The sequence below is a fragment of the Latilactobacillus sakei genome (genome assembly GCA_002953655.1).
GTDB lineage: Bacteria > Bacillota > Bacilli > Lactobacillales > Lactobacillaceae > Latilactobacillus > Latilactobacillus sakei_A.
Genome location: CP025839.1, coordinates 1,796,520 through 1,813,967, shown reverse-complemented (window position 1 = coordinate 1,813,967; position 17,448 = coordinate 1,796,520). Strand labels below are relative to the sequence as shown.

Annotated in this window: 16 protein-coding genes; 12 read left to right on the top strand and 4 right to left on the bottom strand. The window is 41.7% G+C overall.

The annotated features are described in order from the left end of the window. Positions 1-13 precede the first annotated feature (13 nt). The gene (locus C0213_08980; GenBank protein ID AUX12542.1) at positions 14-622 is read left to right on the top strand and encodes a DNA-directed RNA polymerase subunit delta; all 609 of its coding nucleotides are present in this window, start codon (positions 14-16) and stop codon (positions 620-622) included. A gap of 74 nt (positions 623-696) precedes the next feature. Here C0213_08980 and C0213_08975 read toward each other — a convergent pair whose 3' ends face one another. After that, entirely contained in the window at positions 697-1,632 is a 936-nt protein-coding gene (locus C0213_08975; GenBank protein ID AUX12541.1) for an ROK family protein, read from the bottom strand. 266 nt (positions 1,633-1,898) lie between these two features. Here C0213_08975 and C0213_08970 point away from each other — a divergent pair, with 266 nt between their 5' ends. The 3 genes from C0213_08970 (at position 1,899) to rpmE2 (ending at position 5,514) form a co-directional block, all read left to right on the top strand. Next, positions 1,899-3,491, top strand: a complete 1,593-nt coding sequence (locus tag C0213_08970) for a CTP synthase (protein AUX12540.1) — start codon at positions 1,899-1,901, stop codon at positions 3,489-3,491. A 345-nt stretch (positions 3,492-3,836) separates the two neighbouring features. After that, complete coding sequence (locus C0213_08965) at positions 3,837-5,096, top strand: UDP-N-acetylglucosamine 1-carboxyvinyltransferase (GenBank protein ID AUX12539.1); 1,260 nt, start codon at positions 3,837-3,839, stop codon at positions 5,094-5,096. Between the two features lie 154 nt (positions 5,097-5,250). After that, the gene (gene rpmE2 / locus C0213_08960; GenBank protein ID AUX12538.1) at positions 5,251-5,514 is read left to right on the top strand and encodes a 50S ribosomal protein L31 type B; all 264 of its coding nucleotides are present in this window, start codon (positions 5,251-5,253) and stop codon (positions 5,512-5,514) included. An 83-nt stretch (positions 5,515-5,597) separates the two neighbouring features. Here rpmE2 and C0213_08955 read toward each other — a convergent pair whose 3' ends face one another. Beyond that, positions 5,598-6,827: a chloride channel protein gene (locus C0213_08955; GenBank protein ID AUX12537.1), complete on the bottom strand. Its 1,230-nt coding sequence runs from the start codon at positions 6,825-6,827 to the stop codon at positions 5,598-5,600. A 98-nt stretch (positions 6,828-6,925) separates the two neighbouring features. Here C0213_08955 and C0213_08950 point away from each other — a divergent pair, with 98 nt between their 5' ends. Both C0213_08950 and C0213_08945 read left to right on the top strand, forming a co-directional pair. After that, on the top strand, positions 6,926-7,555 hold the full coding sequence (locus tag C0213_08950) for a DUF1211 domain-containing protein (protein ID AUX12536.1): 630 nt from the start codon (positions 6,926-6,928) through the stop codon (positions 7,553-7,555). Positions 7,556-7,568: 13 nt separating this feature from the next. Next, positions 7,569-8,246, top strand: a complete 678-nt coding sequence (locus C0213_08945; protein AUX12535.1) for a hypothetical protein — start codon at positions 7,569-7,571, stop codon at positions 8,244-8,246. 294 nt (positions 8,247-8,540) lie between these two features. Here the strand turns inward: C0213_08945 and C0213_08940 are convergent, their stop codons facing one another. After that, on the bottom strand, positions 8,541-9,794 hold the full coding sequence (locus tag C0213_08940; protein AUX12534.1) for a multidrug transporter subunit MdtG: 1,254 nt from the start codon (positions 9,792-9,794) through the stop codon (positions 8,541-8,543). Positions 9,795-9,820: 26 nt separating this feature from the next. Then, positions 9,821-10,561, bottom strand: coding sequence for an SMI1/KNR4 family protein (locus C0213_08935; GenBank protein AUX12533.1), 741 nt, complete (start codon positions 10,559-10,561; stop codon positions 9,821-9,823). Between the two features lie 153 nt (positions 10,562-10,714). Here C0213_08935 and C0213_08930 point away from each other — a divergent pair, with 153 nt between their 5' ends. The 6 genes from C0213_08930 to C0213_08905 all read left to right on the top strand — a co-directional run bounded on the left by C0213_08930 (position 10,715) and on the right by C0213_08905 (position 17,446). Further along, positions 10,715-11,281 carry a hypothetical protein gene (locus C0213_08930; protein AUX12532.1) on the top strand — a complete coding sequence of 189 codons (567 nt, stop codon included), beginning with the start codon at positions 10,715-10,717 and terminating at the stop codon, positions 11,279-11,281. A gap of 13 nt (positions 11,282-11,294) precedes the next feature. Continuing rightward, the gene (locus C0213_08925; protein ID AUX12531.1) at positions 11,295-12,194 is read left to right on the top strand and encodes a zinc metalloprotease HtpX; all 900 of its coding nucleotides are present in this window, start codon (positions 11,295-11,297) and stop codon (positions 12,192-12,194) included. A 120-nt stretch (positions 12,195-12,314) separates the two neighbouring features. After that, entirely contained in the window at positions 12,315-13,553 is a 1,239-nt protein-coding gene (locus C0213_08920) for a hypothetical protein (protein AUX12530.1), read from the top strand. Positions 13,554-13,716: 163 nt separating this feature from the next. Then, complete coding sequence (locus tag C0213_08915) at positions 13,717-15,093, top strand: UDP-N-acetylmuramoyl-tripeptide--D-alanyl-D-alanine ligase (protein ID AUX12529.1); 1,377 nt, start codon at positions 13,717-13,719, stop codon at positions 15,091-15,093. 273 nt (positions 15,094-15,366) lie between these two features. Beyond that, positions 15,367-16,959, top strand: coding sequence for an ATP-dependent RNA helicase (locus tag C0213_08910; GenBank protein ID AUX12528.1), 1,593 nt, complete (start codon positions 15,367-15,369; stop codon positions 16,957-16,959). Between the two features lie 133 nt (positions 16,960-17,092). Further along, a complete protein-coding gene (locus tag C0213_08905) occupies positions 17,093-17,446 on the top strand; it encodes a holo-ACP synthase (GenBank protein ID AUX12527.1) in 354 nt (117 codons plus the stop codon). Positions 17,447-17,448 lie beyond the last annotated feature (2 nt).

Below are 17,448 nucleotides of genomic sequence, written 5' to 3'. Positions count from 1 at the left end.
GGACGTGTACTGGTTGAAATTAGACGTTTTTAAAGGCCAAAATAAAGAAGAACTATCAATGATAGAAGTCGCTCACGCAATTTTAGAAGGTAAGGGCGACACAATTGCATTTGCTGACTTAACGAATGAAGTCCAAAATTATTTAGGCAAAAGTGATGAAGAAGTGCGTGCACGCTTATCACAATTTTATACAGATTTAAACGAAGATGGTAGCTTTATTTCTTTAGGCGAAAACGTTTGGGGCTTGCGTTCTTGGTACCCATATGAATCTGTCGATGAAGAAGTTAACCATCCAGAAGATGAAGAAGACCAACCAACTAAGAAGAAACGTCGTAAGAAGGTTAATGCTTTCTTAGCCGATGTGGCTGATGACGACGATGTTATTGACTATAGTGATGATGATCCTGAAGACGAAGATTTAGACGTTGAAGATGACGCAGAACTTGTCGTAACCGATGATGATTCTAGTGATGATCTAACTGAATATAAAGCAGACTTACAAAGCATCGGCGATGATGATGATGACGAAGATGATGTACTGGAAGATGGTATCGAAGGTCAATTATCAGAATTTAGCGAAGATGATGAAGACGAAGACGACGATGAGGATGATGAACTTTAGTCATTTACTTAATAGTCAACGTAAAAAAGAGGTATTAAGACAAAATGACTTGTCTTAGTACCTCTTTTTTTAGATTAGTAAGGGCGCTTAAAGCGGTGTTCGTAATGTAAAGCAGCGCCAATTAGATTGGCATCATTTTTAAAATAACAGGTTCGTAAATTGGGTTTAGTAAAGGCTTGGTCAGGATTGGGATAGAAGCGTTTATAAAAACTAATTTTACTATCAGGAGAAGCAAGTAACGTAGCAATATGGGCTTTGAGTTCTGGCAATAAGTCAGGGTTATTACTGATTCCGCCACCAATTCCGATAATTTCTGGTTGATAAGCGGCATTTAAAAAGAGGAGAATTTCAGCGAGTGACGCATACATCTGGTCAACTTCCTGAGCAGCGATGGGATCGCCTTGTTTTGCCAATTCAAAGGCGGTCTTGCCGTCGATAGTACTAGGTAGTTTAAAATTTTTTAGTGAGACGGTCTTACCGATTTGGACGGGGGAGACTTTTGAATTATTGAGTGTCTTAATTGTATCGGCAAACCGTTTTTCGGGATTGTCAAATTTATCGGCAAGATTTTTTAAGATAACGCCCTCTTGGACGATTGCCAAACCAATACCTGAACCGATGATTGTGAATAAGGCATTTTGGTGCTTTTGGCCCACCCCGCGGGTCATTTCTGCTAAAGCGGCACTTTCGGCATCATTTTGTAAGGAGACGGGGCGGTTTAATTGGGTTGCAAAATCATGTTGAAACTCACCCAGATGAAGGAACGGGACGTAACTCATGCCGTGAACGATACCGGTTTCTTCGTCCGGTTCGCCAGGACAGCTCACCGCAATACCAGCAATCGGTTCGTGTGCGGCACAAATGTCAGCTACTGTTTGATAGAACTTGTTCCGGGTGAGGGGTGTTGGAAACTGGTCTTGATAGTCGAGTTTTTGGGCCGTCCAAAAGCCGTATTTAACGGCTGAACCACCGATATCTAATGCTAAGATTGTTTCTGTGGGTTGAACCATAGTCGCAAACCTCCTTGATTTTAACAATCACCTTATAGTACTACAAAAATACGTCTAAAAGCAGTTAATAAGTTAGGTGATTTTTGCTTGACGCTAAAATAGATTTCTTGTATTATATTCTATGGGCGCTTTACAATTATTTGTGAAGCCAGAATCGGTTAACAAGCTCCCTGTTCATTTTGAATAGGGAGCTTGTTTTTGTTTTTTGTTGTTTCCCAGAGAACTGAAGGATTAGCATTGGCTAAGAAGAAAAGGAGAATATTTATATGACCAAATATGTTTTTGTAACAGGTGGCGTTGTTTCCTCATTAGGTAAAGGAATCGTTGCGGCTTCACTCGGTCGTTTATTAAAGAATCGTGGCTTAAAAGTAACGATTCAAAAATTTGATCCATACATCAACGTGGATCCCGGTACAATGAGCCCTTACCAACATGGTGAAGTTTTCGTAACAGATGATGGTACTGAAACTGATTTAGATCTTGGCCATTACGAACGTTTTATCGACAACAATTTAAATAAATATTCTAACGTGACGACAGGTAAAATTTATTCAGAAGTTTTACGTAAAGAACGTAAAGGTGAATACCTTGGCGCAACTGTTCAAGTCATTCCACATATTACAAACATGATTAAAGAAAAAATCATGCGGGCTGCGACAACAACTGATTCAGATATCGTCATTACTGAAATCGGTGGGACGGTTGGTGATATCGAATCACTACCATTCTTAGAAGCACTTCGTCAAATGAAGGCGGATGTCGGTGCTGAAAACTGTATCTACATTCACACCACATTGGTCCCTTACTTAAAGGCTGCTGGTGAAATGAAGACTAAACCAACCCAACACAGTGTTAAAGAATTACGTGGCATTGGTATCCAACCAAACGTCTTGGTTTGTCGGACTGAAAAAGCAATTCCAGATGATATGCGGAATAAGATTGCGCAATTCTGTGATGTTGAACCTGAAGCAGTGGTTGAATCACGCGATGCAGAATCAATCTACGATATTCCATTGTTATTGAAGAACCAAGGCTTAGATGATTTTGTCTTGAACCACTTCAAGATGACAGCGCCAGAAGCTGACATGACAGAATGGATCGACATGTTACACACAATCAAGAATCTTGAAGGCACAAAGAAGATTGCCTTGGTTGGTAAATATATCGAATTACAAGATGCTTATATCTCAGTGAATGAAGCATTACGTCACGCAGGTTATGCTTATAATACTGATGTTAAAGTAACACCAATTCAATCAGAAGATATCACCAAAGAAAATGTCGCTGAAACATTGGCTGGCTTTGATGGCATCATCGTACCTGGTGGTTTCGGGGATCGTGGTTTGGAAGGGATGATTCTTTCAATCCAATATGCGCGTGAAAATGATGTCCCATATCTTGGTATTTGTTTAGGAATGCAAATGGCAAGTATTGAATTTGCCCGCAACGTTGCCGGCATCACAGATGCGACAACTGGTGAAGTGCATCCAGAAGCTGAACATAAATTAATCGACATTATGTCAGATCAAAAAGATCTTGAAAATATGGGTGGGACACAACGTCTTGGTTTGTACCCATGTAAGTTAAAACCAGGGACTAAGACTGCTGAAGCTTATGATAACCAAAGTGTTATTCAACAACGTCACCGTCATCGTTATGAATTCAATAACGAATACCGTGACTTATTAACGGATAAAGGTTTGGTATTTGCTGGGACTTCACCTGATAACCGGTTAGTTGAAGTGATCGAAATTCCAGAAAATAAATTCTTCGTGGCTGCGCAATACCATCCAGAATTTTTATCACGTCCAAACAAACCAGAAGGTTTATTCAAAGCATTCATTGGCGCCACAATGTAAGCCGCAAAAACTCGACTCTTTTAAGGGTCGAGTTTTTTTGTACACTGATTCACAAACTGATTGTTACCCGAATTAATTAAAAAGTTATTGCTATAAACTATAATTTGTTATAAAACGAATGATATTGTGATAATGGCTTGTAATTTAGCAATTAATTAATTATTATTATACGTGTATGACTTATTTAGAAACAGTGTTACGTGTTTTTAGGTTAGTTAACAAATCAATAATCAATTAAATAATAAACTTGGAAAGCCAAAAGCGTACTTTAGGTTGCAATAACTTAGTTAATTAGTCAACGAAAGTTTGTTCTTTTGTTATGAATCGAACGGAGAAATCTAAAAAATGAAAAAAATGTTAATTCAAGGCGGTAATCTTCTATCAGGGGAAGTGACAATTGGCGGCGCTAAAAACAGTACGGTAGCGATTATCCCAGCAGCGATTTTGGCAGAATCCAAAGTTGTTCTGGATAGTGTGCCGCACATCAAGGACGTCAACAGTTTACTATCAATTTTGGAAGATATGTCGGTGACATCAACCTTCACGGGCGATACGGTTGAAATTGACCCGACAAATATTGTATCAACACCTTTACCAAGTGGTAAAATTCAAAGTTTACGGGCTTCATATTATTTCATGGGCGCTTTGTTAGGCCGTTTTGGTAAAGCAATCGTGGGGTTACCCGGTGGCGATGATATCGGCCCACGGCCTATCGACCAACACATCAAGGGCTTCGAGGCCCTTGGTGCGGTGGTTACCAATAATCATGGTGCAATTGAAATCAACGCACCAGAAGGATTACACGGTGCTAAAATTTATTTAGATATGGCATCAGTGGGCGCAACGATTAACCTATTATTAGCTGCTGTCCGTGCTGAAGGTCAAACAGTGATTGAAAATGCTGCTCGTGAACCTGAAATTGTCGATATTGCCACTTTCTTAAATAATATGGGGGCCAAAATTCGGGGCGCTGGCACGGATATTATTCGGATCGATGGCGTGGCTCATTTATATGGTCGCAATACGCACACGATTATTCCTGATCGGATTGAAGCGGGGACTTACCTCAGTATGGCAGCTGCCATCGGTGACGGGGTGAATGTTAAAAATATTATTAGCGAACACATGGATGCTTATCTTGCTAAGTTAGAAGAAATGGGCGTTAAGATGGACGTTAAGGAAGATAGCATTTTTGTTTATCCTTCACCTGATTTGAAGATGGTACAAGTCAAGACAATGCCATATCCTGGGTTTGCGACTGACTTGCAACAACCGTTAACACCGCTTTTATTGAAAGCACAAGGAGAAGGGATTGTGGTTGACACACTTTATCCTAAGCGAACGCGTCATGTGCCAGAATTAATTCGGATGGGTGCGGATATCTCGATCGAAAATGATGTCATCTTATTACATCATGCGGATAAATTACAAGGCGCCGAAGTGTCAGCCGATGAAATTCGCGGTGGCGCATGTCTAATGATTGCGGGCTTAATGGCCAACGGGGTGACAACCATTACGAATGCAAGTAACATTTTAAGAGGATATGATCGCGTTATTGATAAACTAACGGGCCTCGGGGCTGTCGTGAAAATGGTTGAAGAATAACCGCGAACGTCTATTGTTTTTTATTGGCATTCGTGCTAATATTTAATGGTTATGTAAACAAATATCTCTGACATAGTAAATATCTCAGGGCGAAACTTAAGTTGAGTGCCATTTCGGTGGCACACTAACTTTAGTAAAAAGGAGCGGAAAAGACATGAAACAAGGTATTCATCCAGATTATCACAAGGTTGTATTTATGGATTCATCAACTGGCTTCAAGTTCATCTCAGGTTCAACTGCTAACTCAGCTGAAACTGTTGAATGGGAAGACGGTAACACATATCCATTAATTCGTGTTGAAATTTCATCAGATTCACACCCATTCTACACTGGTAAACAAAAATTTACTCAAGCAGATGGTCGTGTCGATCGTTTCAACAAAAAATATGGTTTTGCAGACAAGAACGCTGCCAAATAATTATTTTGGAACCGGGGAATATTTCCCTGGTTTTTTTTTGCACAAAAAAGGCTCGATTGGACGTTCAATCGAGCCTTTTACGGTTATTTAATGAATAATTGCTGAATTTTATGCGTACCGATACAAGCCATTAAAATTATTGGGAAAAATTGAAGCGGTAATAAGAAGAGTAATAATGTTGCCGTGACGTATGGTTGCGCCACGATGATTGTACAGCTGACGGCTACTACGGTTGCAACCAGCATTCCGGGGGTGTAGGGAAAGAGGACCGCCAAACTTAAACCGATTGCTGCACTGGCAAAGATGGCCGGAAAAATTTTACCCCCGCGCCAGCCGAAAGCAAAGATGAGATTGGTTAAAACTGTTTTGCCCAGTCCGATTAAGAGTAAATAGCCAAACGATTGATCCAAGCCGGATTTGGTAAAGGTTAACAAATAGTGTTCCCCGGAAAAAAGGAAGTAGGGAGACAGTAGACCGCAAGCGCCTAGGCAAATGCCGGCAACAACGGCGAGTAAAACTGGTCGGTCAATAGTGTTGGCAAGCCACTGACACCATTGTTCAATTTTTAAGAATAGATTGCCAAAAACGAATCCGACAATTAATGCTAAAATGAGTAATGGCCACACCGCCAATGTCCAATGAATGGTTGGCGTGTGTAAGGCAAACGGGCTTTCTTTGGGGAATAATTGATTGACTAGGGTAAAACCAAGCAACCCTGTGGCCGTCGTTAGAATATATAATAGCATTTGATTGAAATGGGATTTAAAGTGTTCACGAAGCGGTGTTTTTTCAATAGCTTCACCCACACCAGCGAATGGGGCGTGGAAAATAGTAGCCAGCATGGCGCCAATCCCCATATTTAAAAAGAGTGTTTGTTGGTGGGCTGTTAATTTAAGGCGATCGCCCAACCAAGTGATTAAGCCGCCGACGATAGCTGATAATGCTGCTTCGGGCCCTAAACTGGCACCGCAAGCTAAGACGACTAAGGCCGCAATGATATTTTTACCGACTTGATGCTGATAAGCAACGGTGCCGGTTTGCTTGAATTCGCTAAGCGTTTCGTGCATTGTTTTCGGATAAGGCCCCCAATAACGTTGCATTAAACCAACGAGGATACCACCGAATAGGCCAATGACTAAGGGATAGACAGGATGGTTGAAATGTGAATAACCAACTTGCCAAATGAGGTGTGTACTAAAGTTGATAAGCGCTAAAAAGGCGGCGGCTAAACCACCAATCAATAAGCCTAAAAGTAAGCTGTATAGCACAAAGATAATTTTAAATTGCACGGTTTTAGTGGCTGATGACGGCATAGGTCCTCCTAAAAATGGAATTATTTATGCCCTATTATGCACTAACCAAATGTATTTGACCATAGTAGAATTGTGTTTAATCATGGAGGAGAATAATAATGAAAATTGATCGGCTACAAGCATTTAGTGATGGTGTGTTTGCGATTTTGCTGACTCTGTTAGTGTTAGATTTTAAGTTACCCAACTACCAGGTCGGTCATTTGGGGCAAGCCGTAATCGCGCAATGGCCCATTTTAGCGGCATATATGTTATCATTTTTTTATGTAGGAACGTTATGGTTATTTCATCATGACTATTTTGCTAAAATCAAACGGACGAATTGGCAACTCAATATCTTAAATTTAATCCTATTGTTTGCCATTACGTTGATTAATTACCCGACGAGTTTGTTATCCGCAGCAGTTGCGCAACGAAATTTAGCGGATATTCGCTTTGCATTCACAAGTTATGCGCTGGTGGCGTTGGTGATTTCGGGGCTATTTTGGGTATTGTACCGTTTCATGGCGGTGCATCAAGATTTGATGATTCATCAGAAACAACAGGAACAATTTTACCGAGCCATCCGCAATGATCCATTACGAAGTGTGCTGATTTACGTAATTGCATTGGTGGGGATTCAGTTTAATGTCGTTGTCGGGGCATTATTAATCCTCTTGGGGAACATCTTCCACTTTATCGCGTATTTACGCTTAAGTCGGAATATTGAAAAACATCATTTAATTGAATAAGGAGTGCTAAAGAATGGCAAAACGAACACAAAATTGGCGTTGGGTCGATTGGGTCTACGTCTTCACGATTGCAAGTCATCTATTATATATCGGGATTGCTTTAGAAGAAATGTTGAATCATCCTGATCAAAATGCAGGATTGGCTTTTACGATGGTTCAAGTTGTTGGGGGCTTAGTTATTGCCACTTTGCCAATTATTTTAGAGCGCTTCATGCGATATCGCTTTCCTGAAATATTATATGCAGTCTATTTAGTTTTCATCTACTGCTCAATTCTATTAGGGACCGGTCTACATTTTTACAGTCAAATTTATTATTGGGATAAATTCCTGCATATTTTGAGTGCCGGATTATTGGCTGGCCTTGGTTATACAATTTTTTCAGCGTTGATTTCAGGCCATTTGCGCCAAACCATTTCACCACTATTGATGAGTTTATTTGCCGCAACGTTTGGGAGTACAATTGGGGTTTTCTGGGAATTTTATGAATTCACAGGGGATCGTTTGTTAGGGTTGAATATGCAACGCTTTATGGCACACGGTCATTTATTGCGCGGGCAAGCAGCTTTAGTTGATACGATGGGCGATTTATTGGCGGATGTGGTCGGCTCAATTTTAATCGCAGTTATCGGCTATTTCTGCATCAAACATAATCGGGAATGGCTAAATAAATTAACATTTACCAAAAAATAGAGCGATTAATCAACCGATTTGACTCCGAGCAATTGCCTAGTCGATTGTTTGTGCAACGTAGCAAGGCACCGGAGTCAGGTTGAGTAAACGCGTTTTAAAGTTAAAAAAGGGCGCTAAGACAAAAGTAATTTTGTCTTAGCGCCCTTTTTGTTAGTCAAATTTTTAGCGGCTAAACGTGTTCTATCAGTCATATTCTTGCGGTTAACGCCGAATGTCAAACGATTGCTGTCAGCAATCATTCGCCACTCTCTGTTAATCCTCAGAATAGCCCCGACTGATGGCACACTCTTTTGGTTAAGATGTTTTTTTAGCCGCGTTCGCTCGATTTTTACGAAGGACTCGCGTATTTTGATTGACCCAAAAGAGGTTAATCACGACTAGGACGGTGGTGGAAATGAAGACCCCACCATAGCCGAACATACCAGAAACACTTGAACCAATTAACGGTCCAGCGACGTTGCCCATTGCTTGGAAGGATTGGTTATAACTGAAAATACGGCCGGCGGAATTATGTGGTGAATATTTCGCAAGGATGGTTTGAACTTGTGGTAATAAAGCCGCATCGGCAATCCCGACCAGTAAGCGCAAAGCGCCTAATTGCCAAACGTTTTGAACGAACGCTTGGGGAATGTAGACGAAGACCGCGAAGATCAAACCACCAATCAAGATTTTATCGGACCCGATGCGATCCCCGAGAGCGCCAAAGCGCGGGGCGGCAATCAGGGTCGCAATCCCCGGAATCGCGGCGACAATCCCACTGACTAACGCGACGTTTTTACCATGGTCCATTAATTGGCGAACGTACAAACTTAACAATGGACTAATCGAGTTGTTGGAAGCTTGAATAATCATCGTTGTGACGAACATCCCGATAATTAAATGGGGATATTTAAGATTTTGAAGCAGTTGTTTAGCAGGAACTTGATCGCCTTTTTCGATTGGTGTGAAGTTTTCATGAACGAAAGCTAAACAGAGTAAGAAGACGACGAATAAAATCGTTCCGGTAATGAAGAAGGTCGTTCGGTAACCAGTCATTTCAGCAACAACGCCACCAAGTAGGGGTCCTAACAAAGTCCCAGAAACGGTCCCGGTGGTCAGAGTTCCTAAAGCTTGACCACTCTTTTCTTGAGGAGCGGAAGTGGCGATGAGGGCGTTTGAGTTACTGATATAACCAGAAAAGACGCCTTGTAACAAACGGAGTGCAATTAGTTCGTAGACGTTTTGGACTAAGCCCATAGCCCCAAGGACAATCGCCATCCCCAGTGAAGCACGGAGTAACATTAATTTACGACCGCGGCGATCGGCAATTTTGCCCCACCAAGGCGAGATAATGGCCGTTACTAAGAAGGTGATCGAGTAGGTTAACCCACTCCACATACTCAGTTGTGCGGCGGAAAAATCGCCTAACGTATCTATATAAAGTGACATAAAGGGCATGATAAGGCTAAAGGCAACCCCGGCCATGAAATTCCCAAACCACAAAACAACAAGGTTTTGTTCCCATTGTTCTCTGGGTCTGAATAAACGTTGACGGATATGAGTCAACATGAAACAATCATCTCGATTCTAATGAGTTAAAGCGGCGACCATTGCTTTTGATAAGCGTGGTAAGTCGCTAGTAGTGCAGGTTGCTGTGCAAAAATTTGCGCCAACTGTTGACTCTTAGCTTGAGGCAATTGGCGTTTAAAATATAAACGCTGTGTATGGTAAGCGTCCAATGCGCATTTTTGCTGTTCTAAGGTACCAGTTTGGGCGAAAAAGAGCAGCCAGTCTAAATACCAGTCTTTGGGGCTATCAGCCTCGTAAAGCGCTAGTAGCGCCATTAATTGTTCAGCAGGTGCAATTAATAGGTAGTGATTACGTTGCAGCGGGGTCAGCGTCAAATCATCGTTTTCAGGGACAACAATCGGTTTGGTACCTAATTGTGCGAGAAACTGAGAAAAAGACGATGCCACCGTCAGCCACTGGTCAACTTCAGTATCAATGTAGCGAATGCTGGGATTATCAGGTGATTGTTGATAATCGAATGCAAAATATTGCGTACCGTGTTGACTAAATGGTATCAAATAAGCAGGCCATTGCGCCACTTCAATGACTGCTTGTGAGCCGGTTGCGATACCAGCGAGATAGTGGCACTCAACATGATCTAAGCCATCACTAGTCGGTTCGCTAGTGGGGAGGCTAAAGCGGCTTAAAAAGCCACCGTTAGTTTCTTGACACAATGCGACATAATCGGCTGGTAAAGCCGCGTTAGGTTTGATAAATCGCGGATCAGTTAACCCGCTATCCGCAATTGTTGGGTGAGCAGAAAACATGTGTGACCTTCCTTTGCTAATAGGGATATCTCTTTAGTTTACCACTAAATTAGCGATATTTTTTGAATTTTGTTAAGAATAATAATTCTGCTTTATTTGTGAATAAGAGTCTGCTACTATGAAGACAATATCAAAAGAAAAGAGGATTAGTTTATGCTATGGTTAGTTGTGATTATTATATTAGTATTAATCGTTGGGACCGTTGCGTTTTACATCAGCACATATAATGGTATGGTCAAAAGCCGTAACTGGGCAGATGAATCATGGAGCCAAATTGATGTGCAACTTAAACGTCGGAATGATTTAATTCCTAACTTATTATCAACGGTGAAAGGTTACGCTAAATATGAACAAGAAACATTTACTAAGGTTGTAGAAATGCGTAATCAATTGTTAGAAATGCCAAGTGATGATCGTCAAGCAACGATGGCTGTTTCTAATCAATTATCAGAATCATTGAAGAGTATCTTGTCATTAACGGAAAGTTACCCAGATTTAAAAGCAAATGCTGAATATATGAAGTTGATGGAAGAATTAACGAATACTGAAAATAAGATTGCTTATGCACGTCAATTGTTTAACTCAAGCGCAACTCGTTTTAACAATAAAATTGAAACTTTCCCAGGCAACATCATCGCTGGGGCACACAACTTCCAAAAGACGGCTTACTTAGCAACGCCAGAAGTTGAAAGAGAAGTGCCAAAAGTTTCTTTCGATTAGAGTGTGATCTGAAATGTTATATGAGCAAATTGCACAGAATAAACGTCGGACTGTCTACGTGATGATTGGTTTCTTGATGCTCGTACTCGCAATTGGTGCGGCATTAGGTTATCTCTTCATGCAAAATACCTTGACGGGTGTGATCATTGCAGCGGTCTTAGCGGCCGTTTATATGGTGATGATGATTAGTAATTCAACCAACGTGGTTATGCAGATGAATCACGCACACGAAATCAAGGATGCCAGTCAGTATCCCGATTTATGGCATATCGTTGAAGATATGGCGATGGTCGGTCAGATTCCAATGCCGCGGGTTTTTATCGTTGACGATGATAGTCCCAATGCTTTTGCGACGGGCAATGATCCGAAAAATGCCGCGGTGGCTGTAACGTCCGGCATTATGGCTCGGCTAAATCGTGAAGAATTAGAAGGTGTGATTGCCCACGAGGTTTCACACATCAAGAACTACGATATTCGCTTATCGACGATTGCTTTGGCGTTAGCTGCGGTCATCTCGTTGCTCGTCAATATCGGTAGTAATATGATGTGGTGGGGCGGCGGTCGTGATCGCGATGATGACCGTGAAGGTGGTGCAGGCAATGTGATTGCCTTAGTCTTTTCAATTCTTTTAATGATTCTGGGGCCATTAGCCGCTAGTATTGCACAGATGGCCTTGTCGCGAAATCGTGAATACTTGGCGGATGCTTCCGGTGTTGAATTAACTCGGAATCCAGAAGGCCTAATCAACGCCTTATTGAAGATTTCCAATAGTGAACCGATGCAAGCCGCTGATCCGTCTAGCGCGGCATTGTATATCTCAGATCCGTTTAAAGGACGCGGCAGTTTTGGGGCGCACCTCTTTGATAGTCACCCCCCAATCGAACAACGGGTTGAACGTTTACGAAATATGTAAAATAATTAACTAACACAAAAAAAGACTGATGACAATTATTTGTTAATCAGTCTTTTTTTGTGTGAAACTTTCGGCGTCTGACTCATTAACGGGTATAATGAAGATAAGGTGGTGGAGAAGATGGTTAATCAAAAATTACGACGATTAATGAATTTGCAAACGGTGTTAGTGACCCAATTGCAAGATCGCCAAACGACGGCGGTTATGCGGCAGATGGTACAGCAACAATTGTTGCCTCAAGTACGGGGACAATTATTGTTAGCGTTGCAGGAAAAACGTTTATTGCAATTGCCAGGGGCAACACAAGCGAAATTGGCACAATTGTTAATGCAAAATTTGATTGAACCTAGTAATGGTGCAGCCTTAAGTGCGCTTTGGCTTGAGACAACGCAATTACGATACCATCTTCCTGCCAAAAGCGGACTAGTTGCTCATTTTGCCCAACTAGAATCCGAAAATTGGGATGATAATAGCTTGCGGGCTTATGCTGCGATTATTAGACAACAAGAACCGCTGTTTAATCTGACGGCTGCCAATCGTGCGTTGCATCGCGTGGGTTCACCACTTTATCAGCAGTTATACCAGGCCTATGGTGGTCGGACAACGAATCGTTTGATTAATTGGCAGCGGGCTAATTTAGTTTTGATGCAGTTGGGGGCGCAATTAGATGCGCATCACTTTTTACAATTAGCGGCAGAAGATTTTGAAATTTATTCAGAGATGCCACCGGATGCGCCATTTTTAAAGACCTTTGCGCAGAGTATTCAACTTGCTTTTAGAGGCCAGGATTTAACGGATCAGCGCATGCATCAATTTAGAATGTATCTAGACCGACAAAATATTCAGTATATTCGAACCCATTTTAAGGCTGCCGGTGATTCTGACGAAATAGCACTTCAAAAATTCGTCGCGCAACGGCAAAAGAAGCAGCGGGCGTACTGGTTGAAAAAAGAACCAGCCCGTTTGCATAATAAATATATGCGTGGGGTTAAATTTAACTCAGATGCTAACTTAAATCGTAAGCGCTTGACGCCTGATTTTCATAGCGAGTTCATTCTTGATCGTACCGGTCATTTTGTGACGCAGTGGGATGTATTGCGTTACCGGACGCCGCATCAAATTGAGAGTGATCCAGCGCAGTATTTATTAAATATTGCCGAAAAAAATGCGTTGTTAAATGGTGAATCATTCAACTATGCCAACCGCAATAATTTACAACATGCCCAACTGGATAGTCGACCACCACGGCAATTGGATCACCAATTACGCCAAAGCGCCTTTGCGGGCTGGCAAAGTCCTAATAAACGACAATACCGGCAATCAGCAGAAAAAAGTGATGCCTATTCACGACCTTATTAACCGAGTGGCTTGTCAGAATGTGCTGTTGGTCTTTTTAGATTTTATGGTACAATGTTGCGTAGTTAACCACGCCAAATAGTCGTGTGGGCTTTTTATAACAATCATAAAAATAAGATTGAAAGCGTAAGCTTTTGATCGTTAACCAATAGGAGCTATTTAAGATATGAAAATGCAATTGAGCGAAATTGCACGGATGACTGGTGCGAAAAATGAGACTGAACAATGGGCGACAGTGGAAGTGACGAGTGTTGCTTTTGATGCGCGTGAATTACGGCCAGGGGCGTTATTTGTCCCACTAGCTGGTAACCGAGACGGTCACGATTTTATCAATCAAGCACGAGAAAACGGTGCGGTAGCGACATTATGGGCCAGTGCACGTGATGATCAACCAACTGATTTTCCAGTATTACTTGTGAAAGATCCGCTAGCAGCGTATCAACAATTGGCTAAACGGTACTTACTAAAGATTAATCCGAAGGTGGTGGCGATTACTGGGAGTAATGGGAAAACGACCACTAAAGATATGACGGCCGCTGTATTGGGTAGTCAGTATAATATCCATAAAACACAAGCGAACTTTAATAACGAGATTGGTGTCCCACAGACAATCTTATCAATGGAAGCCAATACTGAAATTCTTGTCATTGAAATGGGGATGGATCGCCCTGGCCAATTGCATGCTTTGAGTGAAATTGCGATGCCAGATGTGGCGGCCATTACTATGATTGGCGAAGCCCATATTGAATTTTTCAAGACACGGGATAAGATTGCCGATGCCAAGATGGAAATCACCGACTTCTTAAAAGAAGACGGCTTACTAGTTTATGATGGTGATGAACCACTCTTAAACGAGCGTGTTGGTGATTTGGAATGTGAAACTTTTGGGAGTGCGACAACTAATACCCTCTATCCAATTCAAGTTCGTGCTGGTGAAACGAAGACGCAATTTAAGTTGAACGCTTGGCCAGATGTCGCTTTTGAAATTCCAATGATGGGTGCGTACAACGTCAATAACGCTTTAGCCGCTATTTTAATTGGGCAACATTATCACATTAAACCCGAAGTGATGAGTAAGGCATTAGCTAATTTTGAAGTGACGCGTAATCGAACAGAATGGTTGGTCGGTACTGCGGGCCAAAGAATGTTGAGCGATGTTTATAACTCAAACCCAACAGCGGCTATCGAAGTGTTGCGGAACTTTAGTCATTTTGAAACTGATGGCCGTCGAATCGCCGTCTTAGGGGATATGTTGGAACTCGGAACGGCTAGCAAGAAGCTCCATGAGAGTTTGGCAACGGTCTTGAATCCTGCTGAAATTCAAGAAGTTTATCTATTCGGGACAGAAATCAAACCTTTATTTGATAAACTCGCAACGGTTTATCCCACTGACCAACTACACTACTTTGAAAAAACACAGCAGCCGGAATTAATTGCGGCTTTAGCAGCAACCATCCAACCCACGGACCTAGTCGTCTTAAAGGCCAGTCATGGTTTACATTTAGAAAAAGTGGTGGCCGCTTTGACGGTTGAGAACGATTAACAAGTTAAAAAGAATTTTAGCTGATACATTTACGGCGGTAGAGTCGGGTTCGTGCGACTAATTAAAGCCATAAAATAATGAATAAGGCCCATAATCGGGTTAATTCCGTTTGCTAATTAATGGTGAGCGTGATAAGCTATTAAGGAGCTTTTTTAATGAAAAGGGCTCTTGAAAACAATTATATTACAAGACAGATTTTTGAAAATGGTGTAACTGATGAAGTGGACCTGTTTTGTAATGGCATGTTTTTTACAAAACAAGGAGGAACACTATTTGAAATTCTCAGAATTAGGACTATCAGAACCAATCATGAAAGCAATTAGCCGCGCAGGCTTTGAAGAAGCAACACCAATCCAAGGGGAAACAATTCCTTTGGCATTAGCTGGCAAGGACGTTATCGGCCAAGCTCAAACAGGGACTGGTAAAACAGCTGCTTTCGGTTTACCAATCTTACAAAACTTAGATTTAGATAACCCGGATATCCAAGCATTAATCATTTCACCAACACGTGAATTGGCCATCCAAACACAAGAAGAACTTTATCGTTTAGGTCGCGACCGTAAAGCTAAGGTTCAAGTTGTTTATGGTGGTGCTGATATTCGCCGTCAAATTCGTTCATTAAAAGATCACCCACAAATTCTTGTTGGGACACCAGGTCGTCTATTGGATCATATCAATCGTCGGACTGTTAAATTAGATCACGTTAAAACATTAGTTTTAGATGAAGCTGATGAAATGTTAGACATGGGTTTTGTGGATGATATCGAAAGTATCATCAAACAAGTACCTGAAAAACGTCAAACATTATTATTCTCAGCAACATTACCAGCGCCAATCATGAAGATCGGTAAGAGCTTTATGACAAATCCAGAAATGATCAAAGTGAAGTCAAAAGAATTAACGGCTGACTTAATCGATCAATATTATGTTCGTGCTAAAGACTTTGAAAAATTCGACATTATGACCCGTTTATTCGATGTTCAATCACCAGAATTAACATTGATTTTCGGCCGGACAAAACGTCGTGTTGATGAATTAACACGCGGTCTGAAGGCTCGTGGCTACAATGCTGAAGGGATTCACGGTGATTTATCACAACAAAAACGGATGAGCGTCTTGAAATCATTTAAGGCTGGCCGTTTGGATGTCTTAGTTGCAACCGACGTTGCTGCTCGTGGACTTGATATCTCTGGTGTAACGCATGTTTATAACTACGATATTCCTCAAGATCCAGACAGTTATGTTCATCGTATTGGCCGTACTGGCCGTGCCGGTAAATCAGGTGTTTCAGTAACTTTCGTGACACCAAACGAAATGGAATACTTACGGATTATCGAAGAATTAACGAAGAAACGGATGTTACCTTTACAACCACCTTCAGAAAAAGAAGCCTTCAAGGGTCAATTAGCAGCTGCTGTTGCTGATATCAACTCAATGATTGAAAAAGGCCAATTAGCTAAATACAACGAAGAAGCTGAAGAATTATTAAAACAATTCTCAGACGTTGAATTAGCTTCAGTTCTTTTGAAGACAATCAGTAAAGAAGCCGTTCCAGTTAAGATCACACCAGAACGTCCATTACCTTCACGTAAAAAGGGTGGCAATCGTGGCGGAAACCGCGGCGGCAGTCGTGGTGGTAATAGCGGCAATCGTCGTGGCGGTAACGGCGGTGGTTATCGTGGTGGTAACCGTCGTAGTAATGGCGATGGCAAACGTCGTGGTAACGACAGCAGCAAAGATGGCCGTCGTAGCAGCAGTAACGGTGATAGCAGCAAACGTCGTAGCAACGACAATCGCGGCGACAGCCGTAAGAAGACTGATGGCCGTTCAAAACGGAACTTCACGATTCGGACAAACGATAAATAATTAACGTTTAATAGCGTCCTACCAATTTTGGTGGGACGCTATTTTCATATCATGATGTGACAGAGCTGTAAGTTTTTTCCGCATCTGCTTTGTGGTAAACTTAATAGAAAATAGGCAACTAGGGGCGAATATTGTGATAGTTGGATTAGGAATTGATTTAGCTGAAATCGATCGATTTGAAAAGGCACAAGCAAAAAATAGTCGTTTTGCTGAAAAAGTATTAACGGCAACCGAATTCGAACTGTTCAATCATTATACGGGGCGGCGAGCACTAGAGTTTTTAGCTGGCCGCTTTGCCGTTAAGGAAGCCTTTAGTAAGGCCTACGGTACGGGGATTGGTCAGGTGAAACTCCAAGCGGTGGAAACGCTGAATGATCCGCAAGGTAAACCTTACATCAAACAGGATTTATTTGATGGGGCGGTTCACGTTTCGCTTTCACATACAGCAACCCTCGTGATTGCAGAAGTTATTTTGGAAAGAGGTTAAGA